This is a genomic window from Neoroseomonas marina (assembly GCF_012927745.1).
GTDB lineage: Bacteria > Pseudomonadota > Alphaproteobacteria > Acetobacterales > Acetobacteraceae > Neoroseomonas > Neoroseomonas marina.
In genome coordinates this window covers 12909-38302 of record NZ_JABBKX010000010.1, presented here as the reverse complement: position 1 = coordinate 38302, position 25394 = coordinate 12909, and the positions used below count along the sequence as shown (strand labels likewise).

Below are 25394 nucleotides of genomic sequence, written 5' to 3'. Positions count from 1 at the left end.
CGCTTTTCCGCCACAGTGTTGCATCCATGTCCTTGCGCCGCGGTGCACAAGGCCCGCATCCTGGGGTCGCCGTTTCCCCCGAAAGGCCCCCGATGCGCCTTCCCCCCATGGCGTTGGCCCTCTTGCTCGCCCTCCTGCCGCTCGCCGCGCTGGGACAGGGTGCGCCGCGCCAGGCCGCGCCGCAGCCGCCGCCCGCGCGCGAGCGCGAAGCCACCGTCGCCAACCAGTCCGGCCTGACGCTGCGGGAGCTCTATGCGGCCCCGCCGGGCGCCACCGATTTCGGCCCCGACCTGCTCGGCGCGGATACCGTGCCCGATCGCGGCAGTTTCCGCGCCCGCATCGCCGGGACGGCCTGCGACCTCGAATTCCGCGCTGTCTTCCAGGACGGGTCGGAGGAACGCCGCCGGCAGAACATCTGCCAGAATCGCCGCGTCCAGTTCGGCGACCCGGCCATCCCGCTGCGCGAAGGCGTCGTCCGCAACGAGACGGACACCATCATCCTGCAACTGTTCGCCGCGCCTTCGGGCACGAGCGGTCGCGGGCCGGACCGACTCGGGGAGAACGTCGTCGATGCCGGGCGCGAGTTCCGCTTCCGCCTGGGGCGCACGCGCGATTGCGTCTTTGACGTCGTCGCCGTGTTCGAGGATGGCGAGGAGGACATCCGCCGTGGCGTGAACCTGTGCCGCGAACCGCGCCTCGTCTTCGGCGACCCCAACGCGCCGCGGCGCGAGGCGCGAATCGACAACACGTCCGACCGCACAATGCGCGAGTTCTACGCCTCGACCCGGGCGCCAGCCGCCTGGGGGCCGGACCGCCTCGGCGCGGACCTGCTGCCGGCCGGATCCGGCTTCACCTTGCGCGTGCGCGGCGAGGGCTGCCTGTGGGATCTCCGCGCCGTCTACGAGGATTCCGCCGAGGAGGTGAAGCCGGGCGTCGACCTCTGCACGACCCGTCAGGTCGCCTTCGACGGATCCGGCGCCCCGCGACCGCCCGAACGCCGCGTCACCCTGGTGAACCGCCACGCCGCCATGGTGCAGGAGGTCTACATCTCCGGCACCTCGGAAGAGGATTGGGGCCCGGACCGGCTCGGCGACGAGGTGCTGCCGCGCGGCGCGCGACGCGAGGTCTCCGCACGGTTGCGCGACTGCGAGGCCGATCTGCGCGTCGTCTTCGAGGAGCGCCGCGCCGCCGAGGAACGCGCCCAGATCAACCTCTGCGAGGTCGGCACGATCGTGCTGCGCCCGGGCTGGACTCTGGCCGAGCGTCTCGATGAGGGCGAGGTGCCCGATCCCGGTCCACGGCCGGGCAGCGTGCGGCTGCGCAACGGCGGCGCGGTGCCGATCGCCGAACTCTACGCCGATGCGCCTGGCGCGGCGCGCGGGCCGGACCGGCTCGGCCGCACCGTGCTCGGCGTGGGCGAGACGGTCGACTTCGCCCCGCCCGAGGGCATTCCCTGCCGTGCCGACCTCACCGCGGTCTTCCGCGACGGGCGGGAGGTGACCTTGCCCGCGACCGATCTCTGCGCCGGGGTCGAGGTGGTGGTGCAGTGAAGCGCATCCTCCTCGCTGCGCTGCTGCTCGGGGCGACGCCGGCCGTGGCGCAGGGCATCCCCGAGTCCATGCGGGGCACCTGGTCGGTGGGCGACTGCGCGACGCCGGAGGCGCTGCTGCACGTGACGGCGCGCAGCGTCGCCCGACTTCCCACCGAGGGACCGGCACGGCTGGTGCGCTTCCGCAGCGTGCAGGCCCAGGATGGCTGGACGCTCGGCACCGGCGGTGGCGGCGAGGCGCCGCGCGTCATGCTGCGGCCCGCCGGCGACGCCATCGAGACCGTCGAGCCCGACCCGAAAACCCGCGACGACCGCCTGCCGGGCAACGCGCCGGTCACGCGCTGGACACGCTGCCCTGCGCCGCCACCCGTCCTCGCGCTGCTGCATGGGGAAGGCATCGCCTTCCTGGGCGCGATGGAACGCATCGAGGCCGCCTGCCAGGGCGGCACCGCGCCGGCCTGCCTGCAGGCCGTGGTCCAGGCGGGGGACGTATCGGGCGACGGGCTGCTCGGCACGGCGGAAATCGCGCGGCTGCTGCGCGGGGCCGCCTGGGCGCTCGCCGCGCAGGATGGCGGCGAGGCCGAGACCTTCGCCGCCGCGAGCGCCATCGGCGCCGTCGCGGCCGTCGCCGCGGCCCGGCTGCTGGTCGAGAGCCTCGACTATGATGGCGATGGCCGGCTTTCGGCGGCCGAGCTGGGGCAGGATCGCGCGGCATTCCCACCAGGCAACGGTGCGGCCGCGGGCCAGCCCGTGGCCGTCGAGGCCCTGGCCGAAGGTGCCGGCCTGCTGCGCGTGCTGCTGGAGCGGCTGGTGACGCAGTAGCCCTCCAATGCGCGTGACGGTTTAATTTTTCCGTCTATATTCGCGCATTGTGCGAGGCCTGCTGACCCTCCTGTTGCTGTTGCCGCTCGCCGCCTGCGGCAATGCCACGGGCGCCGACCTGCTGCGGGCCGCGGTCTGGCCGATCCCGCTGCCGGATTCGCTGTTCACGCCCTCTGACCCCCTGCCGCAGGCCGAATGGGACGCGGCCGAAGCGCCGACGGAGGACGGCGAGACGGCGCTCGCGCTCGCCCTCGGCAGCCGCCGGGGCCTCGCGCGTCTGACCCAGGCCGAAGGGGAACGCCGCATGTGGCGGACCCAGGGCGGCGTGGTGGTCGCGACCGAGGGGCCGCGCGTGGTCGCCACCGCGGGGCTGCGCCAGGTCCTCGCCGCGACGCGCTTCGACGGCACCACCGATCCGCTGTCCCGCCTGTCGGAGGTCGGGGACGCCAGCGTCCGCAGCGCGCGGGTGATCGACGTCATGCGGTCCGCCAGCGACCCCGCGCGGATGCGCTTCGGCCTGCGGCTCGATTGCCTGCTTCGCGCCGCGCCCTCCCCCGCCGAGGACACGCTGCTGTTCGAGGAAACCTGCCGCGGCGCCGCGCGCTTCACCAACCGATTCTGGGCGGATGCTCGGTCCTATGCCGTCTTCCGCTCCGAGCAATGGATCGGTGACGACCTGCCGCCCCTGGTGGTCGAAGTGGTCGGCGCGGCACCGCCCGCCGAGGTCATCACCCTGCCCAGGTGAGCCCGGCCCGCCGCATGCGGTGCACCACATAGGCGCACCAGCCCAGCTGCACCGCCAGCGCCGGCAGCACCACCAGCGGCTTGCTGCCGACCGGCAGTTCCAGGAAGGCCCAGGCCAGCAGCCCGTGGAACAGCACGAAGCCCCAATGCACGGCGGCGACCGCCCGCACGCCAAGGCCCGAGCGCTGCGCCATCTGGTACAGATGCGTCCGATGCGCCGCCGCCACCCGTTCCCCCATCGCCGCGCGGCGGATCAGCGTGAAGGCCGCGTCGAACAGCAGCCCGAACAGCAGCAGCGGCACGATCAGGAAGGAGATCTGCGCCGCGTCGAAACGCGCCGCCGCCACCGCGAGCACCGCCATCACGAAGCCGAGGAACTGGCTGCCCACATCCCCCATGAAGATCCGCGCCGGATGCAGGTTGAAGGGCAGGAACCCCGCCAGCCCCGCCGCGAGGAACAGGGAGGCTGCGTAGACGAACCACCCGCCCTCCTGCCCCGCGATGACGCAGAGGATCACGGATGCCAGGAACACCGACCCGCCGACCAGCCCGTCCAGCCCGTCCATGAAGTTGATCGCGTTGGTGCAGCCGACGATCCAGAACAGCGTCAGCCCGACGCCGACCCAGCCCAGCGGCACCTCGCCCCAGACGGGCAGCGCCACGCGCTCGAGCACCAGGCCCGAGCCGATCGCCACCAGCGCGGCGATCGCCTGCGCCGCGAGCTTCACCGAAAAGCGCAGGTCCGCGACGTCGTCCCACAGCGACACGCCGGCGATCGCCACCGCCGCCGCGATCACACCGATGAACTGCGGCGGTGGCAGCCGTGCGAAGTCCGCCGCGACATACAACACCGCCATCCCCACCACGAAGGCGAGCACGACCCCCACCCCGCCGCCACGCGGCGTCGGACGCACATGGCTCGACCGCGCATTGGGATGGTCGAGGATCGGCCAGGCGATCATCGCCCGCACGGCCGCCGCGGAGAGCAGCGCCAGCGCGGCCGCGAAGGCCAGGTGCCGGATGACGGCTTCGAGCAGCATGGGCGGGGGCTATGCCCCGCGCCGGGCGGGGCGTCCAGACGGGGAGGACGCTGCCCTCCCCGGACCCCACCCGCCAAAGGCCTAAAGGCCCTTGGAACCCTCAACATGGCCGGGAGAGGGGAGGGGCGCGAGGCGGCCGCCGAGCCCGGCGCGCGCACGGTGCCCCTCCCCTCTCCCGGCCATCTGCTGGTGTCCAGAGGCCCTTCGGCCTCTGCGGGCACCCAGTGACGTTGCGAAGCAACGCCGCTGGGAACCCGTGGTGGGGGGAGGTCCGGAGGGGTGCGAAGCCCCTCTCCGCCCGGCACCCTCACCGCGTGAACCACCCCGCCCCGCGCTGCAACGAGTCCTCCCGCCCGTCCCGCGTCAGGTCCCAGAGCTGGTTGTCCACCTGCAGTCGCTGTCCGCCGTCGCGCTGCGTCGGGCGGATGACCGCGCCGAAGGAGGACCGGCTCTGCACCCCGAAGATGTCGAGCGGGATGCGGAAGAAGATCCCCTTGTCGAAGGACCCCTCGCCGAAGCGGGAGAAGGACACGTCCGTCAGCGTCGCGAAGGCGCCGACCTCGATGCCGGAATCGAATCGGCGCGCGATCTCGACCGTGCCGCCCCAGTCTCCGGCCAGGTACCGCCCGCCGCGCAGCGTCGTGGTCAGGTTCCACCAGGGCAGGTCGGCATAGACCGAGACCTGCCCGGTCGTGACCCGGTAGTCCTGCAGCCCGAAGCGCTGGTCGTAATCGCGCTGCCCGACATGGGCGATGTCGAGCCCGAGCCCCCAGGGCCGGTCATGCGGCCGCCACAGCACCTCGCCCGAGATGCCGGCGAACATCGGCTCGAGGTAGCCGGCGCTGGCGCGCGCGAAGACGTCGGGCGCGAACGTCCACAGCCCCTCGGCATAAAGCGTCGGGACCGCGAGGGTGCGTCCTTCCTCCGCATACAATGCGTAGTCGGACCGCACATGCGGCAGCACGCTGTCGGACGGCAGCGCGCTGTTGAGATTCTGCGCCACCACCTGCGCCACGCTGCCCGCGATCGAGACGCCGGCGCCGAGCTCGACCCGCGCGCTCGCCGCCAGCGCCACCTGCCACAGCACGGTGCGCGACGGATCGCCCAGGATCACCCGCGCCCGTGGCTCGAACCCCCAGTCGATGAAGAGGCCGGTCGCACGGGCGGCATTCGCGAAGGGATCGCCGGGGGCCATCAGCATCGCGGTGGCGAAGACCTCCTCCGCGCTGCCATGGCCGCGCGCGGCGGCTTCCATCGCCGATCGCAGCACCATCAGCCGCGCGATCTCGAGCCCGTCGCGCGACCAGGCGATGACCACGCGCTCGACCTCGGGCGGCAACACCGGCTGCACCGCGCGCACCACGCGCCCCGCGACCTGCGCCAGCGTCCGGAACCGCCCGCCGGAGACAGCGATGCGCGCCTCCTGCCCTTCGATCGCGAAGGCGGTCCCGCGCAGCCCTGCCTCCTCGAGTGCTGCGAAGATGCGCGGCGCCAGCGCGCGCGATTCAGCCGAACCGCCCTCGGCCGGGCGCGGCGCCATCGCTGGCGGCGCGGGCAGCGGCGCGCGCGGCGGATCGGCCGCATCCATGCGGATCGACGCCCGCAGCAGAACATCCGTCCCGTTCACGTAGTGCACGCCAAGATCGAGCCAGTCGTTGGCCCATTGCAGCCCCGCATTCACTCGCGTGCGCGTCTCCCCGCGCAGGTTCGTCGTGTTGCCGGGATAGCCGCCGCGCTCGTCCCGCAGCCGGTCGCCGCTGACCTCGACCTTCGCGCGCAGCCCCTCGAACACGCCCCAGGGCGTCGGGATCGGCGGGACGCTCCACTCCACGCCGCCGAAGAAGGCGATGTCCTCGCCGTGGAAATAGGTCCCCCAGCGCGGCGTGCCGCCCTGCCCCACATTGCGCGTGCGGTTCGCGAAGCCCGACCAGAGATCCGTCAGCGGATTGGGCGCATCCGCCTCCGTCCCGATCCGCCCCCAGCCGATGCCCAGCGAAAGGTCGAAATCCCAGAAGCGCTTCGACGCGACCAGGTATTCCCCGCCATAGATCCCCGTCCCCGCGATGTCCTGGATCCCGACGGCGAGCGCCGGCCGCCAGTCATTCTCCTCCCAGAGCCGGATCTTGATGTCGAAGGACCGGTCGGAACTCATGCCCTGCCCGGTGGTGCCGTTCAGCCGCTCCCCCACCCGGAAGGTCGTCTCGAGCCACGGCAAGGCCTGGAACCCCAGGAAATAGAACTGCCGCTGGTGCCGCAGCGACGTCCCGGCCTCCATCGTCCCATCCGGCCGGAACCGCGCATTGCGCATCTCGATCAACCCGACCCCGCCCCAGTCCGACCCCGTCCCCTCCACGACCTGGGCGGCGACTCGCGCGGGAGCGAACAGGAGCAGGAGGAGGGCGAAGGTAGCGATGGCGGCGCGGGGAGGGCGCTGCCCTCCCCGGACCCCTCCCGCCAAAGGCCTAAGGGCCCTTGGAACCCAATACTTGGCCGGCTGGGGGGAGGGGCACGGAACGCGCTTCGGACCCGGCGGACGCGCCGTGCCCCTCCCCCCAACCGGCCAATTGACGGTGTCCAGAGGCCTTTCGGCCTCTGGCGGGGGGTGCAGGAGGGCGGCGCCCCCCTGCGGCCGACCTTCGCCTGCCAGCGCCTCCACCGGCTACCGGTTCGCCTCGCGGGCGATCACCGCCAGGGCGGCGGCGGAGACGGAAACCTGGCCAAGGACCTGGGTCAGGTCGCGCACGAAGCCCCAGGTTTCGTAGGGGCTTGGGTCCTGGGGGACGACGACGAGGCTGCCGGGCGGGACGGGCGGGCCGCCTTGCTGCCAGGCGGACAGGCCGGCGGCGGTGGATTGCCCGTTGGGCAGCACGATGAAGGCGCGGGAGGGGTCGGCGAAGCGTTGCGTGCCGCCGGCGGCGCGGACGTAGTCGCTGGCGCGCCAGCCGGAGCGGAACTGCAGCGAGCCGGGGTTGAGGACCGAGCCGACGACGGTGATCTCGCTCGGCCGCTTGGGCATGGCGATGACGTCGCCGGGCTCGAGGAGGACGTCGAGTTCGGGACGCGCGGCGAGGATGACGGGGTTGGCCTCGACGACCATGCGGCCGGCGGCGCGGGCTTCGCGGAGGGAATTGGCGAGCTCGCGCCCGGCGGTGATGGCCGAGCCGACGTCGATGGTCGATCCGCGCGTGCCGGCGACCGCTTGCCCGGCGGCGACCTGGATCAGGCTGGTCTCGAGCTCGCGCGCGGTGCGGGCGAAGCCTTCCTGCTGGCGCTGGCGGACGGAATCGCGCGTGAAGACGGCGCCGTAGGGGTAGGCCTGGGGCGTCAGGCCGCCGGCGCGGGCGATGACCTCGGACAGGCGCTCGCCGCGGCGGATGTCGTAGGTGCCGGGGCGCAGGAACTCACCGACCAGGATGACGGGCCCGGTGTCGCGGTCGCCGAAGGCGCGCGGGATCCGCACGGTGTCGCGTGGGGACAGGCGCACCGCGGCGAAGTTCCGGCTGCTGAGGTCAAGCCGCGTGCGGGCGAGCGGGATGGCCCCGCCCTGGTCAGGCGGCTCGCGCGCGAATTCCACGACGCGCAGGTCGGCTGCATCCGACAGCCCGCCGGCCGAGGCGATCAGCAGGTCGAGCCCGGTGTCGTCCACGATCGGCATCGGGCCAGGCGCGCGGACCTCGCCCGTCAGCACGACGGTCTGGTCGAGCAGGTAGGAGGCGAGGTCCGGGTAGTCGGCCATCACCTGCGGGCAGGTGGTCGGCCCGATCTCGGGGAAGCCGGCGCCCTTCACATGGGCGAAGCGCTGGGGCGACGCGCGGGACGCGAGCGCGAGCGTCGTCAGCGCCGCGCAGTCGGGCGGCGGCGGGGCGCCGGGCTGCGGGATGGCGGCAGCGGGCGCCTCGCCCCGCAGCGCGCGCTGCACGGCGGGCGAGGCGAGCCAGGCGATGTCCGCGCGGCCGAAGACGATGACCTCGTCCCCTTCGTGCAGCGCCAAGTTGGCGCGACCTTCGAGCACGCGGCCGAGGTCGAAGGGGATGAACCCCCGGCTGCCGGTCTGCCGGTCGGCGCGCCACACGACGCCGAGGCGGACGTAGGGATCGTTGCGCAACAGCCGCCGGTCGGAGATCAGACCGCGCAGCGTCTGGCTCTGCCGCCCGCCCGCCGCAGCGCGCGTCACCGGGATCGAGACATGCCCGGCGAGCCGCACCTGGTTCGCCACCACGTCGGCGCCGGGCTGCACCAGCACGGCATCGCCGCGCCGCACGGTCTGCGCGGGCGAGAGTTCGGCGTAGGACCGCCGCCCCGCGCCGTCGTTCTGCTGCACCATCAGCCGGTTGCCGCCCTGGCGGATGGTGCCGCCGGCGAGCGCCAGCATGGCCGCGAGCGGCGCGCCGGACTGGCCCGCCGGCAGTTCGTAGATCGCCGGCCGCGCGACGTCGCCCGCCACCGCGACGGTGCCGCCGACGGGCGGGACGATGATGCGGTCGCCCTCGCGCAGCGAGAGGTCCGCATCGCCCGGCGCATCGGCGATGACGCTGTAGAGATCGACGACGCGCCGCCCGCGCGGCCCTTCGATGCGGATGGCGCGCAGCGACCCCGTCTTGCGCACGCCACCGGCGGCCGAGAGCGCGTCGAGCACGGTCGACAGCGCGTTGAGCGGCTGGAAGCCGGGCCGCATGACCTCGCCGGCGACGAAGATGTTCATCTGCCGGACCTGGCCGATGGAGAGGAACACCTCCGACCCCGCCAGGTCCCGCGCGGCGAGGCCTTCCAGATGCGCGCGCAGGTCCTTGAGGCTGCGCCCGGCGGCGGGCACCGGCGCGATGTCGGGCAGCATCAGCATCCCGTCGCGGCCGATCCGCAGCGTCAGCGTCTGCCGCGCGCGGCCGCGGAAGGCGAGGATCACCTCGTCGTCGGGACCGAGCACATAGTCCTCGGGCAGCGCGCCGAACCCCGGCGGCGGCGCGGGGCCGGCACGGAAGGTCTCGTAGCCGAACTGGCGCAGCACCGGCGGGTCGAGCCGCGCGGCGAAGAAGGCCTCGGCGGCCGAGAGCGGTTCCTCGGGCGCGGCGGGCGCGGCGAAGGCAGGCAATGGCGCGGCCTGGACGGGGGCGCGTGGTGCGCTGCCCGGCAGGCCGGAGGGAGGGCCGCGCGTCGCACCCGCGTCGAGCAGCCGTTGCAGCACGTCCTGCTGGACGCCCGGCGGCAGGCTGGGCAGCGGCGCCCCACTCGGCAGGACCGAGGGCAGCGTCGGGGGTGCCAACAGCGGCGACGGCCCCGGCCCCGTCTGCGCCAGGCCGAGCGTCGCGCCGAGCGCCACCGCAAGCGCAACCGCCAGGCCCAGCCAGGTTCGGGAGCAGCGGGGCAGATTCGGCATGGGTGGCGACGGCGCTCCGGCAGAACTCGAGAGTGATTTATAAGGACTCTATACAACTTATTGGCGATTGCGAGTATCGTCGGCCGTCATTCACGGAGGCAGAACTGACGCGCGGCGCGACCCTGGGGTTTCCCGTTCGGCCGGCTGGCCGGCTGGCCCTGCTGGCCGACGCCGCTTGGCGGCTGGGGCCGCGGGCCTGCGGGCGGATGGCCTGGCACCGGCTGCGCCTGCACGCGGGTCTGGCGCGCGCGGCGCTGCCGGACGCGGACGTTCCGGACGGACCGCTGCTCGCGCCCGGCGCGGCACCGGGCGCCCCAGCGGCCGAGGACTGGTACGGCCCCTTCGATCCGGGCGTCCATGCGCTGGACCTCGACCTGTTCGGCCCCGGGGACATCCGGCCGGTCTGGGAACGGAACCGGCTGCTGGCGGTGCCGCTGCTCGCGATGGACGGCCGTGCGGCGGAGGCCGAGGCGCTGCTCGCCGCCTGGCGCGACGCCAACCCGCCCTTTCGCGGCCCGGCCTGGGCCTGCGGGCAGGAAGCGGCGCTCAGGGGGATGCACCTCGCCCTGGCGCTCGCGCTGGCAGGCGCGGACCGCGCGCCGACGGCGGCGATGCGCGCGCTGCTCGATGCCCATGCGCGGCGGATCCTGGCGACGCGCGCCTATGCGGCCGCGCAGGACAACAACCACGCGGTCAGCGAGCCGGCGGGACTGTTCGTGCTCGGCCTGGTGCTGGGCGATGCGGCGATGGCGCGGGAGGGCGCGGCAGACCTGGCGCGCGCCGTGGACCGGCTGGTCGCGCCGGATGGCGCCTTCGCGCAAGCATCGCCGGGCTATCAACGGTTGCTGCTCGACACGCTGGCGGTCGCCGAGTGGTTCCGCCGCCGCCACGGCGCCGCAGCCTTCGCCTTCGCCGATCGCGCGCGCGCCGCGACGCACTGGCTGCATCGGATCGCCTCGCCGGGCGGCGCGCTGCCGCGCTGCGGGCCGACCGACGATTCGGCCTTCGCAGATTTCTCGCGCGCCGGCCCGCAGGATGCGCGCGCATCCATCGAGCGCGCCGCGCGGCTGTTCTGCGACGCCGGCGCCGGGCGGCCCGAGGATCCCGGCTGCGCCGCGCTCGGCCTGCCCTGCCCCGCCTCTCGCCTGCCCGACACGGGCGCCTGGCGCAGCGAGGGCTGGGTGGGCGCGCGCGCCGGCGACCTCGCGCTGCTGCTGCGCACGGGCGCGCCGCTGCGATTCCGCCCCGGCCATGCCGACCTGCTGCATCTCGACCTGCGCCACGGCGAAGAAGCCCTGCTGCGCGACGGCGGCACCGGTGCTTACAACCCGCCGCCGGGCTGCGGCTGGTGGGCGGAAGCATTCGCCGGATCCGCCGGCCACAACACCGTCGAGTTCGACGGCGAGGCGCAGATGCCGCGCCTGTCGCGCTTCCTGATGGGCCGCTGGCCGCGCTGCGAGGCTCTGCCCGACGGCGCCGCGCTGACCGACGCGCGCGGCCGCCGCCACGAACGCCGCTTCCGCCTCGGCGCGCGGCGGCTGGACGTGGAGGACCACCTCTCCGGCCCCTTCCGCAGCGTCGTGCTGCGCTGGCGCCTGGCGCCGCGCGACTGGCGCACGACCGGCCTCGGCGCGGCGTGCGACGACGTCGCGCTGACGCTCGCCGCCGATGCGCCGGCCCGAATCCGCCTGACCCAGGGCTGGGAAAGCCCCGCCTACGGCGTGGTGCGCCCCGCTCCGGTTCTGGAACTCGCGGCCGAGGCGCCGGTCAGCCGCATCACGACATGCCTCGAGGTCGCGCCATGACGCTTCCCGCCCTGCTCCGCGCGCTGTGGGAGATGCGGCGTGGCCTCGCCCTCGCGCTCGCCATCGTCTGGGGCGCGGGTGCGACGATCGTGCTGACCGCGCCGCAATCCTACGTCGCGCGCGCCGTGGTCGCGCCGGCGGAGACCACCTCATTCGCGGTGTCGTCGCTGCTCTCGCCGAGCCCCTTCGCGCCCGGCGGGCTGCTCGACACGCGGCCGACCGGGAACTTCGCGATCTACCTCGGCGCGCTGCGCTCGGCCGAGGCAGCGGCGATGCTGGCGCGCGACACGCCGATCCTCTCCTCCCTCGCCGCGATCCGCGCGCGCAGCCTGCTCGCGCCGCTGCGCATCGCGCTCGGCGCCGACCGGCCGACCGATGCGGACGACGTGCTCGACTGGCTCGGCCGCAACCTCGCGACGACGCAGAGCCTTGTCTCCGTCACCTGGACGATCGAGCTGCCGAGCCAGGAGGCCGCCCTGGCCCTCGACATGCTGCGTCGCCTGCATGCCTTCGCGGAGGCCAAGGTGCGCGCCGACCTCGCCGACCAGGCGGCGCGGCGCGTCGCGGCGCTCGAGCAGCGGCTGGCGCGCGAGAGCGACCTCTTCGTCCGAAACAGCCTCTATGAATTGCTGGCGCAGCAGCAGCGCGCCGGGCTGGTCGTTTCGGCGGACGAGGCGGTCGCCGCGCGGCTGGTCTCCGCGCCGGTCGTGGAAGCGCGGCCGTCGCAGCCGAACCGTCCGCTGCTGCTGGCGCTGCTCGGCGTCGCGGGGCCGGTGGCGGTGCTGCTGGGCGGCGCGGCGCTGGCGCTGCTGCGCTCGGCACCGTCCCTGCCGCGGCCGCGGCACGAACCACAGATCGCGCCACCGACGCCGGCCGAATGACGATGCTCTCCGCACTCGTCGGCGGGCTGGCCGCGACGCTGCACTTCGCGGGCGCGCTGAAGTCGACGCCCGCGCTCGCGTCGCTGCCCTTCGATCTCACGCTGGCCGCGGGGCTCGGACTGCTGGCGGTGCTGCCGTTGCTGGTGGCCGCGCGCGACTGGCGGGCCGACCGCGCCATCGCGCTGCCCCTCGCCGCCGTCGGCGCGCTGTGGCTCTGGATGGTGGTCGCGGGCAGCTGGAGCCCGGCGCGGCTGGTGCTGTCGGCAAAGCTGCAGGAGACAGTGCTGGTGGGCCCGGCGATGCTTGCCGCGGGCATCGCCGTCGCGGCCGATGCCGGCGCGCTGCGCGCGGCGGCGCGGACCAGCCTCATGATCGGCATTTTCACCGCGGGATCCGTGGCGTTCGGCATCGCGACGGACCAGGTCGTGCTTGGCGGGCAGGTGGGCGCCAATCCGGACCTGGTGCGGGTGCAGTACCAGATCGCGGGGCTCGCCATCGCCTCGGCCGCCGGTCTCGCCGCGGTGCGGGCGGCGGAGGTGCGGCGCGTCATGCCGGTGCTGGCCTGGGCGGCGCTGGTCGCGGGCCTCGGCGCGGCGGCGCTGCTGCCGGGCGGGCGGACGGCACTGGCGGGGCTCGCGCTGGCCGTCGCGATCGCGCCGACCGTCGCGCTGTGGCGGCAGGGGCGGCGCGCGCTGGCGCTGACTTGGCCGCTTGGGGCCATCGGCGCGGCGCTGGCGGCGCTGGCGATCATCCTCGCCGATCCCTCGCTCTCGGCCGGGCTGCGAACGGTGGAACGCTTCACGGAAGGCGATTTCGAGACCTCCGGCCGATCCTGGCTGTGGTCGGTCGCGGCAGAGGAGGGTGGCGCGGCGCTGCCCTTCGGCCTCGGCACCGGCGGCTTCGCCATCGCCACCGGCAACGGCGACTGGCGCGGCGCGCACCCCCACAACCACGCCATCGAGGCACTGGCCGAGGGCGGCCTGCCCGGGTTGCTGCTCTGGCTCGGCGCCTTCGGCGGCGGGGCGGTGGCGGCGATGCGGCTCGGCCTGCGGGAGGACGGCTGGCGCGTGGCCCGCATCGCCGCGCTGGTGCTGCCGGTGGCGCTGACGGTGATGGTCTCGACCGACCTCGGCAACCGCATGGCCTGGTTCGCGCTGGGCCTCGCACTCGGCCTCGGCGTGACGGCGGAACCCCGGCATGTATGCGCGCTGCGGCAAGCGGATCGCTGACGTCGTCGGCGCGGCGCTGCTGCTGGCGGCGCTCGCGCCGGTGATGGCGGTTGTCGCGGTCATGGTGCGGATCGCCCTCGGCGCGCCGGTGCTGTTCCGGCAGGACCGCGCGGGGCTCGGCGGCGCGCCCTTCACCCTGCTGAAATTCCGCACCATGCGCGACGGCCCGGGCGAGGACGCGGCGCGGCTGACGCCAATGGGGCGCCTGCTGCGCCGCTTCGCGCTCGACGAGTTGCCGCAGCTGGTGAACGTGCTGCGCGGGGAGATGAGCCTGGTCGGCCCGCGGCCGCTGCCGATCGCGTATCTCGACCGCTACACGCCGCGAGAGGCGCTGCGGCTGTCGGTGCGTCCCGGGCTCGCGGGGCTCGCGCAGGCGGCGGGGCGCAATGCCGTAGGCTGGGCGGAACGCCTCGAACTCGATGCCCGCTATGCGACGACGCCGCCATACCTGCTTCGCGATGCGGCCATCCTGCGGCGCTGCGCGATTCTCGCGCTCACGGGCCGCGGCGCCTCGGCGCCCGGGCACGCCACCATGCCGGAACTGACAACGGATCGAATATAACTCTTGGTTGATTTGAGTTACTATAATTAAATCCTGAGTGTGACGGTCCTGCTGCCTCCCCGACATGGACTCACCCTGCCCGACGCGACCGCGGAGGGCTGGGCCAGCCGGCGCATCCCCCTCTCCCCGCCGCATCTGACGGGGCGGGAACTGACCTTCCTCGCGGCGGTGCTCGACAGCGGCTGGGTCGCCCCCGCCGGCCCGGCCATCCAGGACTTCGAGGCCGCGGTCGGCGCAGCGACCGGCTTCCCGCATGTCCTCGCCACCGCCTCGGGCACCGCGGCGCTGCACCTTGCCTATCGCGTGCTCGACATCGCGCCGGGGGACGAGATCTGGACACCCGGCTTCACCTTCGTCGCGACCATCGCCCCCGCGGTACAGATGGGCGCGGTGCCGCGCTTCCTCGATGTCGATCCGGGGTCCTGGACGCTCGACCCCGACCTGCTGCGGCGGGAATTGCGTGCGGCGGCACGGCGCGGGCGGCTGCCGCGCGCGGTGGTGGCGGTCGACATCTACGGCCAGGCGGCGGACCTCGATGCCATCGTCGCGGCCTGCGACCGGTGGAGCGTGCCGGTGGTCAGCGACAGCGCGGAAGGCCTCGGCGCGACGCTGCACGGCCGGCCGGCGGGGCGCGGCGCACGCATCGCGACCTATTCCTTCAACGGCAACAAGATCGTCACCGCGGGCGGCGGCGGGGCGCTCGCCTCGGACGATCCGGTGCTGGTCGCGCGCGCGCGGCACCTGGCGAGCCAGGCCAAGGACCACGCGCCGCACTACCAGCATTCTACCACCGGGCATGCCTACGGCATGTCCTCGATCCTCGCCGCGGTGGGGCTGGCGCAGGTCGCGGTGCTGGCCGAGCGCGTCGCCGCGCGGCGGGCGGTCTTCGCGCGCTATGTCGCGGGCCTCGCCGACCTGCCGGGCATCGGCTTCATGCCCGAGGCGGACTGGGCCCGCGCGACGCGCTGGCTCAGCGCCATCCGCATCGATCCCGCGCGCTTCGGTGCGGACCGGGAATCGGTGCGTCTCGCGCTGGAGGCGATCGGCGCCGAGAGCCGCCCGGTCTGGAAGCCCCTGCCCGACCAGCCGGTCTTCCGCGACGCGCCATCGGCCGGCGGCGCCGTCGCGCGCACGCTATTCGACGAGGGCCTCTGCCTGCCCTCCGGCACCGGCATGACCGCCGCCGAGCAGGACCGCGTCATCGCCGCCATCCGGGGCGTCTGCCGCGGCTGAGCATGCGCATCCTCTACCTGCACCAGCATCACTCCGGACCCGGCGGCAGTACGGCGACGCGCAGCCACGCCTTCGCCGAGGCGCTCGCCGCCGCGGGCCACGACGTCACCATCGCCTGCGGCCGCTACGCGGGTGCGGCGACCGGCCTCGACGGACCCTTCCGGCGCGGGCGGCGCGAGGGCCGCGTCGGCCGCCACCACGTCGTGGAATTCGACATCCCCTGCGGCAATGCGATGGGCCTCGCGGCGCGCAGCGCGGCCTTCCTCCGCTTCGCCGCGGCCGCCGCACCGCTCGCTGCCGCGGGCGGGACCGATCTCGTCTTCGCCTCCTCGACGCCGCTCACCGTCGCGCTGCCGGCGCTGGCCGCGCGGGCGCTGCGCGGCACGCCCTTCGTCTTCGAGATCCGCGACCCCTGGCCAGAATTGCCGCGCGCCATGGGCGGCGTGCCGGCGTCGGCGCTGTGGGCCATGGACCGCCTCGCCACCGCCGCCTGCCGCCGCGCCGCGGCCGTGGTCGCGCTGTCGGACGGCATGGCGAAGACGGCGATCGCGCGCGGCGCCGATCCCGCCCGCGTGCATGTCGTGCCGAATGGCTGCGACCTCGCGCTGTTCGGCCCGCATGTCGCGCCCTGGCGCCCGGCCGAGGCCGCACCCTGGGAATGCCTCGCGCTCTATGCCGGCGCGCATGGGCGGGCGAACGGGCTTGGCGTGCTGCTCGACGCCGCGGCGATGCTGCAGGCGCGCGGGGAACGCAACATCCGCATCCTCCTGGTCGGCGAGGGTTCCGAGAAACCCGCGCTGATGGCCCGCGCCGCCACGTTCGGCCTGACCAACGTCACCTTCCTCGATCCGATGCCGCGCGCAGCGCTCGGGGCGTTGCACGCGGGCTGCCAGGTCGCGCTGCACCTGCTGGCTGGCGTGCCGGCCTTCGCGGAATGGACCTCGCCCAACAAGATCATGGACGGGCTCGCCGCCGGCCTGCCGGTGGTGACCAACCAGCCCGGCCGCGCCGCCCGCATCGTCGAGGAAGGGCCGTCCGGCATCGCCGTGCCGCCGAACGATCCCGGCGCGCTGGCCGCCGCGCTGATGCGGCTCGCGCATGATCCGTCGCTGCGCGCGCGGCGCGGGGCCGCCGGTCGCCGGCAGGCGGTGCAGCGCTGGGACCGGCGGCTGCTCGCCGCGCGCTTCGTCTCGATCCTGGAGGGCGCCGTCGCCGCGCCACGCGGGCTGATCCAGGTGGCGGGCCGGCCATGAGCCTGCCGGTCGTCCATCTGGTCGTCGCCGCGCGGCCGAACCTGCCCAAGATCGCCGCGCTCTGGCACGCGCTCGCCGAGGCGCCGCCGATCTGCACGCCGCTCCTGCTGCACACGGGCCAGCACCACGACGCGGCCATGTTCGGGGACCTGCTCCAGGATCTCGGCCTGCCGGCACCGGCCATCGCCCTCGGTGTCAGCGGCGGCAGCCATGCCGAGCTGACCGGGCGCACGATGATCGCCTGCGAGGCCGCGTGGCGGCAGGCGCGCCCCGGCCTGGTCGTCGTCGCGGGGGACGTAGACGGCGCGCTCGCCGCCGGGCTCGCAGCACGGAAGCTGCGCATCCCCGTCGCGCATCTCGAAGCAGGATTGCGCTCCGGCGATCCGGACATGCCGGAGGAGATCAACCGCCGCGCGCTCGATGCCATCAGCGACATCCACTGGGCGCCGGACGACGCCTCCGCCGCGCGCCTGCGCCGCGAGGGTCACGCCCGCGTCCGCGCCGTCGGCAACGCCATGGTGGACAGCCTGCTGCGCCACCTGCCCGCGGCGATGCGGCGCCCGCTGCCGCAGGGCCTGGCGCCAGGCAACTACGGCATCGTCACGCTCCACCGGCCGGCCAATGTGGATGACCCGGCCGCGCTCGCCGCGCTGCTCGCCGCGCTGGAGGCGGCCGCGCGGCGCCTGCCGCTCGCCTGGCCGCTGCATCCGCGCACGCGGCAGCGGATGGAGGCCTTCGGCCTCGCGCCGCCGCCCGGCGTCACCATGCTGCCGCCGCTGCGCTACCTCGACTTCCTCGCCCTGCTCTCCCGCGCGCGGCTGGTCGCCACCGACAGCGGCGGCGTGCAGGAGGAAGCGGCGGCGGCGGGCGTGCCGTGCCTGACGCTGCGCGACACCACAGAACGGCCGGTGACGATCGAGGCGGGCGGCAACCGCCTGGTCACCGCGGCGGAACTGCCGGCAGCGGTGGCCGATCCGCCGCGGCGCTCGGCGCCGATCCCGTTGTGGGATGGCAAGGCGGGGGCGAGGATGCGGGCGCATCTCGCGGAGGTCTTCGCGAATGCAGGTCGTTGAGAAGGGCGGGGGAGGAGAACCTCCCCCGTTCCCCCTCCCTTCCTTGGATTTTCGGGCGCCTGCCGCGGCGGCCAGCACCCAGGTATCCAAGGAAGGAGGGGGGATTCGGGGGGAGTTCACTCCCCCTGTGCTTCTCCTGTCCGCCGCCCACCCCCCGGCCGACACCCGCGTGGTCCGCAAGGAAGGCGCGGCGCTGGCCGCCGCCGGTCATCGCGTGATCCATCTCTGCCCTGGCGGCGATGCGGCGGACCACGTCGACGGCGTCACGATCCGCACGCACCGCCACCGCCGCATCCGTGGGCTGCTCGCCCTCGCGCGCGATGCGGCGGCGCTGCGGCCCGCCGTGATCCATGCCTCCGAGCCCGACGCCTGGCTCGCCGCGCTGATCGCGGCACGGCGCTGCGGAGCGCGGGTCGTGCTCGACGTGCATGAACACTACCCCTCGCGGCTCGATGCCAGGCTGCCCGCGCCGCTGCGGCCGGTCGCGCGCGGGGCGATCGCCCTCGCCTGCCGGCTGATGGGCCGCGCGGCGGCTGCGGTGGTCGTGGCGAAGGACGGGCTCGACGATGCCTTCGCGGGGGCCCGGATCGTCCGTGTGCGGAACTACGCGCCCGCCCCGGCGATGCCACCACGGACGCACGCCAAGGGCCCGCTGGTGCTGGGCCATCTCGGCGCCATCGGCCGGTCGCGTGGCTGGCCGCAGATGCTCGACGCCCTGGCGCGCTGCCCGCCCACGACCCGGCTGCTGCTGGTCGGCCGCTTCACCGACGGGACCGAAGGGGACTTCCACGACCGCGCCGCCGCGCTCGGCCTGTCCGGACGCGTCGAGGTGACGGGCTGGCTGCCCCAGGGCCAGGCCATCGACCGCTTGCGCGCCTGCGACGTCGCGCTGGTCCTGTTCCAGCGTGGGGAGGAGAACCACCGCCTGGCCCTGCCCCACAAGCTGTTCGACGCCATGGCTGCCGGCGTGCCCGTGATCGCCCCGGACTTCGCCGAGGAGGTCGCCACCATCCTGCGCGCTGCCGGCTGCGGAATGCTGGTCGATACCGGCGACCCCGCCGCCATCGCCGGCGCCGTCGCGGCGCTGGCCGACCCGGTCCGCCGCGCGGCCCTGGGCGAGGCCGGCTGGCAGGCCGCCCGCGGCCCCTATGCCTGGGAAGGCGAAGCCGCCCGGCTGGTGGCCCTCTACCGCGACCTCGGCGCTGGCCCCGGCGGCGCCGTGGGCCTATAGCGCGGGCATGGCCCGAGGCCCCTCGCACCGAATCCTGCTGAACCTGGCGCTCGACAGCCTGCTTGCCTGCGCGGCCCTGCCGGCGGCGGTCTGGCTCGCCGCGCCCGGCGCCTGGCCGCCCGGTTCCTGGTGGACCGGGGCGCTGCCCGGAGCGGTGTTGGCCCTGGCCGCGGCCGGGGCCCCGTTGCGCCTGCCGCTGCAATACTGGCGCTTCGCCGGGCTGCGGGACCTGCTGGCGGTCGGCGGCGCGGCGATCGGCGCGGCGGCGCTGTTCGCCGCGGGGCTCTGGGTCGCGGGGACCTGGCAGCCGCCCAATCCCGCCTTCCCGGTGATCCATGCCGCGACGATGGCCGTGCTGTTGGTCGGCGGACGGGTTGCGAGTCTGCTCCAGGCCGCCCGTCATGCACGGGACGCGGCACCGGACGCCCAGAACGTGCTGCTGGTCGGCGCGGCCGAGGGCACCGACCTGTTTCTCCGCGCCCTCGCCCATGACCGCCGGGCGCCCTACCGCGTGATGGGCATCCTGTCGCTCCGCGCGCGGCAGGCCGGGCGGCGTATGCAGGGCACGCCGATCCTCGGCACGGTCGAGGATATCGAGGCGGTGCTCGACACCATGCGCGCCGAGGGGCGGCTGCCTTCCGTCATCGTGCTCGCTTCCGGCTTGTCCGGTCCGGCGCTGGAAAACGTGCTGGACGCCGCGGACCGCCAGGGCGTGCCGGTGCGCCGCGCCCCGGCGCCGACGCGCCTCGCCCCCGCGGGGGGCGAGGAGGCGCGGCGCGTCGAACTGCGCCCCGTCTCGATCGAGGACCTGCTCGACCGCCCGCAGGTGCCGCTCGACCGGGAAGGCATGGCGCGGCTGGTCCAGGGGCGGCGCGTGCTGGTCACCGGTGCCGGCGGGACCATAGGCGGGGAGCTGGCGCGGCAGGTCGCGGCCCTCGGCCCGGCGAGCCTCACGCTGCTCGATCACGGCGAATACGTGCTCTACGAGATCGACCTAGAGCTGCGGGAGAAGCACCCAGAGGTCGTGCGCCGCGCGGTGCTGGCCGATGTGCGCGACGAGGCGCGCATCCGCCGCCTGTTCGAAGAGATCAAGCCGGAGCTCGTCTTCCACGCCGCCGCGCTGAAGCACGTCCCGATGGTCGAGAACGACCCGTTGGAAGGCCTGCTCACCAACGCGCTCGGCACGCGCATCGTCGCCGACGCGGCGCGCGCGGTCGGCACCACCGCGATGGTGTTCATCTCGACCGACAAGGCGGTGAACCCGACCTCGGTGATGGGCGCATCGAAGCGCCTGGCGGAGATGTACTGCCAGGCCTTCGACCGCGAAGCGCGGCACGGCCAGGGCACGATGCGCTGCATCACCGTGCGCTTCGGCAATGTGCTGGGCTCGACCGGTTCGGTGGTGCCGCTGTTCCGCCGGCAGCTGGAGCGCGGCGGGCCGCTCACGGTCACGCACCCCGACATGCGCCGCTACTTCATGACGGTGCGCGAGGCGGTCGGGCTGGTGCTGCAGGCCTCCGTGGTCGGCACCACGGATCCCGAGAACATGCCGCCCGAGCTCGCCGATGGCGGCATCTTCGTCCTCGACATGGGCGAGCCGGTGAAGATCGTCGACCTCGCACGGCGCATGATTCGCCTCGCGGGCCTGCGGCCGGAGGAGGATGTCGAGATCCGCTTCACCGGCCTGCGTCCCGGCGAGAAGCTGTTCGAGGAACTCTTCCACGGCAAGGAAGCGCCGCGCCCGACCGAGTATCCTGGCCTGCTGGTCGCGACGCCGCGCACGGCCGACGCCGCCCTGGTCGGCCGGGCCATCGACGAGATCGCCGGCGCGGCGCGCAGCGGCAATCCGCGCGCGGCGTTGCAGCAGCTCGGGCGGCTGGTGCCCGAATTCGACCACGCACCCGAAGGCACGGCGGCGAGCCGGTAGTGGCCCGCATCGCGATCGGCAGCATCGTCCCCTCCTCCAACCGGGTGGTGGAACGGACGACGGCGTCGATCCTGCGCCACCTGCCCGGGGTCGATTCCTGCATCGCCCGCATCCCCTATGCGCCCGACGGCAGCGGCCAGCCGGCGGGGGCCTATGACGCAGCGTCCTATGCCGAGGCGGCCCGGCTGCTCGGCCATGCCGGGGTCACGGCAGTCGCCTGGAACGGCACGCGCGGGGCGGCGCTGGGCCTGGCAAAGGACCGCGCGCTGGTCGTGCTGATGGCGGGGACGGCCGGCTGCCCGGCGACCACCACGGCGCTGTTTACGGCCGAGGTGCTGGAGCGGCTCGGCGCCCGGCGGATTGCGATCCTCGCACCCGGCGCGACGATGGAAGCGGATGCCCACGCCGTCGGCTTCGCGGCGGCGGGCTTCGCCACGGTCGCGACGCGGGGGCTGGGGTGCCGCGACAACCTCGCCGCCGCCGCGGTCGCCCCTTCGACCATGGCCGCGGTGGTCCGTGCCCTGGCCATCGAGGCCGCCCCCGACGCCATCCTGGTCTGGAGCACCAACCTGCCCGGCTTCGACGCCATGGCGCCACTCGAAGCCGAACTCGGCATTCCCGTCCTGGACAGCGCCGCAACCGGGCTGGCCGGGCTGCTCGCCATGGCCGGGGTCGCGACGGCGCCGCTCGCCCCGCTCGGCCGGATCTTCGCCGCCCCCTGAAACGCTTCAGCGCCCCCCTCGCCGCTCCGGGCCACGCTGCGTCATCGCATCCGCATCCCGGGGGCAGGCCATGATTCGCCGTTGCATCGCCGTTCTCGCCGTCCTGCTGCTGGCCCTGCCGGCCGTGGCAGGGGCGAATCCGCTGGCGGGCACCTGGCGCCTGGCCGCGGACGGCCAGACGGTCGAGATCGAGCTCTCCGCCGATGGCCGCTTTGCGCGCCGCGACATCGGCCCCGATGGCCGCGCGACGACCGTCACCGGGCACTGGACGCTGGCCGACCAGGCCCCCTGGCTCCGGCTGGTGATCGAGGACTGGTCGCCCCGGCAGGCCTGCGGCCTGACCGGATGCGCCGAAATCCGGATGCTGCCGGGCGAGACCTATCGGTACGCCCTTCGCGGCGGCGACACGCTTCTCCTTGAGGACACCGGTGGCCGCCTGGCCTTCCGGCGCGCGGGATAGCAGCGATGGGCATGTCCATTTCCCAGATCGAAGCCTCGCTCGATCTCGCGGCCGATCTCGACCAATGCCGCGCCGGCTTCGGCGCGCTCCTGGCGCGCGCCGACCTGCCGGCCAGTGCGGCGAGCGAGATCCGCCGCCGGCACGCCGAGCCGCATCGCGCCTATCACGACGCCGCGCATGTCGGCTTGCTGTGGCTGCGCCACCTGCTGCATGGCGGCGATCCGGGCGACCGCGACTTCGCCCTCGCCATCCTGTTCCACGATGCCGTCTACGATCCGCGCGCGAAGGACAACGAGGCGCAGTCCGCGGCCCTGCTCGCGGCCATGGTCCCCGGCGACACCGCCTGGGCACAGCAGGCCATCCTCGCGACGGGCGACCACATGGCCTATGCGGGGGCCGATTGCCGGGTCCTGCGGCTGCTCGACCTCGATCTGAGTCCGCTTGCCGAACGTCCCGCAGCCTTCGCGCGCAACGCCGCGTTCCTGCGCCGCGAATACGCGGCGGTGCCCGAGCCGGTCTGGCGTGCCGGGCGGCGTCGCGTGCTGGAAGGCTTCGCCGCGGCACCCGCGATCTTCCGCACGCGCCTGGGCGCGGCCTACGAGGTGCCGGCGCGGGAGAACCTCGCCGCGGAGATCACCTCGCTCGCCGCGGCGGCATGACGCGAAAGGCGCCGGCCGTCACCAGGCCGAGCACCAGCCCTTCGACCGCCCCGCCGATGGCGGCGCCCACCACCAGCGATACCGACCCTGCCGCACCGAGGCCGAAGATCCAGCGCAGACTCGCGACCAGCGTGCCGAGCATGACGCCGAGCGTGACCACCAGCGGCCAGGTGCCACGCCGGTCCGTCACGCTGCGCAGCACCCGCGCCTGCCCGATGCCGAACAGCACGCCGCCCAGGACGCCGCCCAGGACGCCGTGCAACGCCGCACCCACCACGACATAGCCGGCGATCGGCATCGCGCCGCCATGACGCGCCAAGGCCCCGATGGCGAGGCCTGAAACCACCGCCACCGCAAAACCCGCCCCGGCCGAGACACCGATCCAGGCGGCCGCAGGCAGGTCCGGATAGGCCCGCCGCAGCGCCCAGGCCTGCGCCGCGCCGAGCACGCCGCCCGCGATGGCGCCGCCCACGGCCCGAACCACCACCAGCAAGGCGCCGAAGCGCCCGGCTTCCGTCGCCAGGACCGAGGGCCGCACCGACAACCCCCACAGCGTCGCCAGCGGCGCGCCGATCGCGAGCCCCGCCATGCAGGCGAGGACCCAACGTCCGGCGAAGTCCTTGGGCGGCGCCCAGGTCTCCATCACCCCTCCTCAGGCAGCGTCACCGAGAGCCAGCCGCGCCCGTCCATGCGCGCGACATCGCCCTTCAGCAGCAGCACGGTGGTGGTGTCGCTCTCGACGATCGCCGGGCCCGCGACGTCCTGCCCCGCGGCTAGCGCGGCGAAGTCGAAGACGGGCAGGTCGGCTTCGGCGCCACCCAGGCGCGCGCGGCGCCGCGCGAAGGGCGCGGCGGGCTCGGCGCGACCCGCGCCCTCGGGCACCGGCATGGGCGGCAGCCGGCCGATCACCGCGAGACGGGCATTGACCAGCACCACCTCCTCCCCGCGCAGCGCGTAGGTGAAGAGGGATTCGTGGCGTTCGTGCAAGGCCTCGGCGACGCGCCCCGCGAGGCCGGGTGCGTCCCAGGCCAGGTGCTCGAGCGGCACGGCGATCTCGAAGACCTGTTCGCCGTAGCGCATGTCCGCGGCGCGCTTGGTCTCCACCTCGCCACCGAACCAGGTAGCGACGCGGGCACGGCCCTCCTGCTCGAGGCCCGCCCAGATCGTGCGCAGCGCGGCATCGTCCGGCACCCCGCCGGTGCCGAGCTCGCTGCGCGCCATCTCGTAGCGCAGGTCGGTGTGCAGCATGCCCCAGGCCGACAGCCCGGCCGCGAAGACCGGCACCGCGACCTTGCGCATGCCGAGCTCGCGCGCCACGGCAGAGGCATGCAGCCCCGCCGCGCCGCCGAAGGCGAGCAGGGTGAAGTCGCGCGGGTCGACGCCGCGGCGCACCGTCGCGACGCGGATGCCGTCCGCCATGCGGACATTCGCCAGGCGATGCACGCCCTCGGCCGTCGCGAGCGCATCGATGCCGAGCGCGGCGCCCAGCCGTTCGAAGGCGCGCAGCGCGCCATCGCGGTCGAGCTTCCGCGCGCCGCCGAGGAAGTTGCCGGGGTCGAGGTAGCCGAGCACCAGGTTGGCGTCGGTCACCGCGGGTTCGGTCCCGCCCTGGCCATAGGCGACCGGGCCCGGCACCGCGCCGGCGCTGCGCGGGCCGACCTGCAGCGTGCCGCCGGCGCCGACATGGCCGATCGACCCGCCGCCAGCGCCGAGCGTCACGATGTCGAGGCTCTCGAGCGCGATGCGCTCGCCGGCCACGGTGCGGCCGCGGCCCAGCGCAGCCTCGCCGTCCTGGACCAGCGCGATGTCGGTGGAGGTGCCGCCGACGTCGAAGGTGATGAGATCCTGCCCGAGGCCGCGTTCGGCCAACGCCACGCCCGCCGCGACGCCGCCCGCCGGGCCGGACAGCGCCGTGCCGGCCGCAAGGCGCGCCGCTTCCTCGACCGGCGCGACGCCGCCATGGGAAAGGATGACGAAGACGTTCCCGTCATAGCCCGCATCCGACAGTCGCCCGCGCAGCCGCGCCAGGTAGCGCGAGACGATCGGGCCGACATAGGCGTTCACGCAGGCGGTCGAGAAACGCTCGAATTCCTTGATCTGCGGCAGGACCTCGGCCGAGGTCGTGACGAAGATGCCGGGCATCGCGGCGCGCACCGCCTCGGCCGCCGCGCGTTCATGCGCGTCGTCCCGCCAGGAATGCAGGAAGCAGACCGCGACCGCCTCGACCTTCTCGGCCTTCAGCGTGGCGATGGCGGCGTCGAGCGAAGCCTTGTCCAGTGCGGTTTCCACGCGCCCGTCCGGGCGGATGCGTTCGCGCACCGGCAGGCGCAGGCGGCGCGGCACCAGCGCGGGCGCGGCCGGCAGGCGCAGATCGTAGCGGTCGGGCTTGAGGCCCTCGCGCATCTCGATGACATCGCGGTGGCCCTCCGTGGTGAGCATCGCGACCTTGGCGCCCTTGCGCTCCAGCAGCGCATTCGTCGCGACGGTGGTGCCGTGGACGATGCGCTCGGTGCGCGCGAGGAGATCCTTCAGGGACAGGCCGAGGCGATCCGCCAGAACGCCGAGGCCGTTCACGACGCCCTCGCTCTGGTCCGCGGGCGTGCTCGATGCCTTGGCGAGAGTCGTCACGCCATCCGAAGCGACGCAGACCACGTCGGTGAAGGTGCCGCCGACGTCGACGCCGATGCGGTAGGTGGCGCTCATGGCTGCGCTCCGGAGAAAAGGAAGGTCGGGGGAGGGGAACCTCCCCCGATCCCCCTCCCTTCTCTGGAAACTGGGGAACTGACTGCCGCGGCCAGCGCCGAGGTGACAGAAGAAGGAGGGGGGCTCG

Annotated in this window: 20 protein-coding genes; 15 read left to right on the top strand and 5 right to left on the bottom strand. The window is 74.4% G+C overall.

Annotated elements, in window-relative coordinates:
- Positions 1–92 precede the first annotated feature (92 nt).
- The 3 genes from GWK16_RS21510 to GWK16_RS21500 all read left to right on the top strand — a co-directional run bounded on the left by GWK16_RS21510 (position 93) and on the right by GWK16_RS21500 (position 3116).
- Positions 93–1550 (top strand): hypothetical protein, encoded by a 1458-nt coding sequence (locus tag GWK16_RS21510; RefSeq protein WP_170056035.1) that lies wholly within the window; start codon positions 93–95, stop codon positions 1548–1550.
- Positions 1547–2371, top strand: a complete 825-nt coding sequence (locus tag GWK16_RS21505; protein WP_170056034.1) for an EF-hand domain-containing protein — start codon at positions 1547–1549, stop codon at positions 2369–2371. Before GWK16_RS21510 ends, GWK16_RS21505 begins: the two co-directional genes overlap by 4 nt.
- A gap of 73 nt (positions 2372–2444) precedes the next feature.
- Positions 2445–3116 (top strand): YjbF family lipoprotein, encoded by a 672-nt coding sequence (locus tag GWK16_RS21500; RefSeq protein WP_170056033.1) that lies wholly within the window; start codon positions 2445–2447, stop codon positions 3114–3116.
- Here the strand turns inward: GWK16_RS21500 and GWK16_RS21495 are convergent.
- From GWK16_RS21495 to GWK16_RS21485, 3 genes are all read right to left on the bottom strand, one after another.
- On the bottom strand, positions 3100–4155 hold the full coding sequence (locus GWK16_RS21495; RefSeq protein ID WP_170056032.1) for a glycosyltransferase family 4 protein: 1056 nt from the start codon (positions 4153–4155) through the stop codon (positions 3100–3102). The two genes, GWK16_RS21500 and GWK16_RS21495, sit on opposite strands and share 17 nt — an antisense overlap.
- A 307-nt stretch (positions 4156–4462) precedes the next feature.
- A complete protein-coding gene (locus tag GWK16_RS21490; RefSeq protein WP_170056031.1) occupies positions 4463–6613 on the bottom strand; it encodes a YjbH domain-containing protein in 2151 nt (716 codons plus the stop codon).
- A gap of 201 nt (positions 6614–6814) precedes the next feature.
- Entirely contained in the window at positions 6815–9529 is a 2715-nt protein-coding gene (locus tag GWK16_RS21485; RefSeq protein WP_170056030.1) for an SLBB domain-containing protein, read from the bottom strand.
- A 206-nt stretch (positions 9530–9735) separates the two neighbouring features.
- Here GWK16_RS21485 and GWK16_RS21480 point away from each other — a divergent pair, with 206 nt between their 5' ends.
- The 12 genes from GWK16_RS21480 to GWK16_RS21425 all read left to right on the top strand — a co-directional run bounded on the left by GWK16_RS21480 (position 9736) and on the right by GWK16_RS21425 (position 22564).
- Positions 9736–11334 (top strand): heparinase II/III family protein, encoded by a 1599-nt coding sequence (locus tag GWK16_RS21480; protein WP_170056029.1) that lies wholly within the window; start codon positions 9736–9738, stop codon positions 11332–11334.
- Positions 11331–12215, top strand: coding sequence for a hypothetical protein (locus GWK16_RS21475; protein ID WP_170056028.1), 885 nt, complete (start codon positions 11331–11333; stop codon positions 12213–12215). Before GWK16_RS21480 ends, GWK16_RS21475 begins: the two co-directional genes overlap by 4 nt.
- Complete coding sequence (locus GWK16_RS21470) at positions 12212–13444, top strand: O-antigen ligase family protein (RefSeq protein ID WP_170056027.1); 1233 nt, start codon at positions 12212–12214, stop codon at positions 13442–13444. The genes GWK16_RS21475 and GWK16_RS21470 overlap by 4 nt, the downstream gene beginning before the upstream one ends.
- Positions 13413–14006 (top strand): sugar transferase, encoded by a 594-nt coding sequence (locus GWK16_RS21465; RefSeq protein WP_170056026.1) that lies wholly within the window; start codon positions 13413–13415, stop codon positions 14004–14006. Before GWK16_RS21470 ends, GWK16_RS21465 begins: the two co-directional genes overlap by 32 nt.
- Positions 14007–14045: 39 nt before the next feature.
- Complete coding sequence (locus tag GWK16_RS21460; RefSeq protein ID WP_338144534.1) at positions 14046–15239, top strand: DegT/DnrJ/EryC1/StrS family aminotransferase; 1194 nt, start codon at positions 14046–14048, stop codon at positions 15237–15239.
- A 2-nt stretch (positions 15240–15241) separates the two neighbouring features.
- Entirely contained in the window at positions 15242–16492 is a 1251-nt protein-coding gene (locus tag GWK16_RS21455) for a glycosyltransferase family 4 protein (protein ID WP_170056025.1), read from the top strand.
- Entirely contained in the window at positions 16489–17565 is a 1077-nt protein-coding gene (gene wecB, locus GWK16_RS21450; protein WP_170056024.1) for a non-hydrolyzing UDP-N-acetylglucosamine 2-epimerase, read from the top strand. The genes GWK16_RS21455 and wecB overlap by 4 nt, the downstream gene beginning before the upstream one ends.
- Positions 17566–17692: 127 nt before the next feature.
- Complete coding sequence (locus tag GWK16_RS21445; protein ID WP_170056023.1) at positions 17693–18796, top strand: glycosyltransferase; 1104 nt, start codon at positions 17693–17695, stop codon at positions 18794–18796.
- A gap of 7 nt (positions 18797–18803) precedes the next feature.
- The gene (locus tag GWK16_RS21440) at positions 18804–20723 is read left to right on the top strand and encodes a polysaccharide biosynthesis protein (protein ID WP_170056022.1); all 1920 of its coding nucleotides are present in this window, start codon (positions 18804–18806) and stop codon (positions 20721–20723) included.
- A complete protein-coding gene (locus GWK16_RS21435) occupies positions 20723–21445 on the top strand; it encodes an aspartate racemase/maleate isomerase family protein (protein WP_170056021.1) in 723 nt (240 codons plus the stop codon). The genes GWK16_RS21440 and GWK16_RS21435 overlap by 1 nt, the downstream gene beginning before the upstream one ends.
- Before the next feature lie 70 nt (positions 21446–21515).
- On the top strand, positions 21516–21905 hold the full coding sequence (locus GWK16_RS21430; RefSeq protein WP_170056020.1) for a hypothetical protein: 390 nt from the start codon (positions 21516–21518) through the stop codon (positions 21903–21905).
- Positions 21906–21916: 11 nt separating this feature from the next.
- Complete coding sequence (locus GWK16_RS21425) at positions 21917–22564, top strand: HD domain-containing protein (RefSeq protein WP_170056019.1); 648 nt, start codon at positions 21917–21919, stop codon at positions 22562–22564.
- Here GWK16_RS21425 and GWK16_RS21420 read toward each other — a convergent pair.
- The gene (locus GWK16_RS21420) at positions 22539–23207 is read right to left on the bottom strand and encodes a hypothetical protein (protein WP_170056018.1); all 669 of its coding nucleotides are present in this window, start codon (positions 23205–23207) and stop codon (positions 22539–22541) included. The two genes, GWK16_RS21425 and GWK16_RS21420, sit on opposite strands and share 26 nt — an antisense overlap.
- A complete protein-coding gene (locus tag GWK16_RS21415) occupies positions 23207–25267 on the bottom strand; it encodes a hydantoinase/oxoprolinase family protein (protein ID WP_170056017.1) in 2061 nt (686 codons plus the stop codon). Before GWK16_RS21415 ends, GWK16_RS21420 begins: the two co-directional genes overlap by 1 nt.
- Positions 25268–25394: the final 127 nt, after the last annotated feature.

Bases quoted from the DNA above. Each gene is read 5' to 3' on its own strand.
- GWK16_RS21510 (WP_170056035.1), top strand. From the start codon at position 93: ATGCGCCTTCCCCCCATGGCGTTGGCCCTCTTGCTCGCCCTCCTGCCG.
- GWK16_RS21495 (WP_170056032.1), bottom strand. From the start codon at position 4,155: ATGCTGCTCGAAGCCGTCATCCGGCACCTGGCCTTCGCGGCCGCGCTG.
- GWK16_RS21485 (WP_170056030.1), bottom strand. From the start codon at position 9,529: ATGCCGAATCTGCCCCGCTGCTCCCGAACCTGGCTGGGCCTGGCGGTT.
- GWK16_RS21480 (WP_170056029.1), top strand. From the start codon at position 9,736: ATGGCCTGGCACCGGCTGCGCCTGCACGCGGGTCTGGCGCGCGCGGCG.
- GWK16_RS21475 (WP_170056028.1), top strand. From the start codon at position 11,331: ATGACGCTTCCCGCCCTGCTCCGCGCGCTGTGGGAGATGCGGCGTGGC.
- GWK16_RS21470 (WP_170056027.1), top strand. From the start codon at position 12,212: ATGACGATGCTCTCCGCACTCGTCGGCGGGCTGGCCGCGACGCTGCAC.
- GWK16_RS21465 (WP_170056026.1), top strand. From the start codon at position 13,413: ATGTATGCGCGCTGCGGCAAGCGGATCGCTGACGTCGTCGGCGCGGCG.
- GWK16_RS21455 (WP_170056025.1), top strand. From the start codon at position 15,242: ATGCGCATCCTCTACCTGCACCAGCATCACTCCGGACCCGGCGGCAGT.
- wecB (WP_170056024.1), top strand. From the start codon at position 16,489: ATGAGCCTGCCGGTCGTCCATCTGGTCGTCGCCGCGCGGCCGAACCTG.
- GWK16_RS21440 (WP_170056022.1), top strand. From the start codon at position 18,804: ATGGCCCGAGGCCCCTCGCACCGAATCCTGCTGAACCTGGCGCTCGAC.
- GWK16_RS21430 (WP_170056020.1), top strand. From the start codon at position 21,516: ATGATTCGCCGTTGCATCGCCGTTCTCGCCGTCCTGCTGCTGGCCCTG.
- GWK16_RS21425 (WP_170056019.1), top strand. From the start codon at position 21,917: ATGTCCATTTCCCAGATCGAAGCCTCGCTCGATCTCGCGGCCGATCTC.
- GWK16_RS21420 (WP_170056018.1), bottom strand. From the start codon at position 23,207: ATGGAGACCTGGGCGCCGCCCAAGGACTTCGCCGGACGTTGGGTCCTC.
- GWK16_RS21415 (WP_170056017.1), bottom strand. From the start codon at position 25,267: ATGAGCGCCACCTACCGCATCGGCGTCGACGTCGGCGGCACCTTCACC.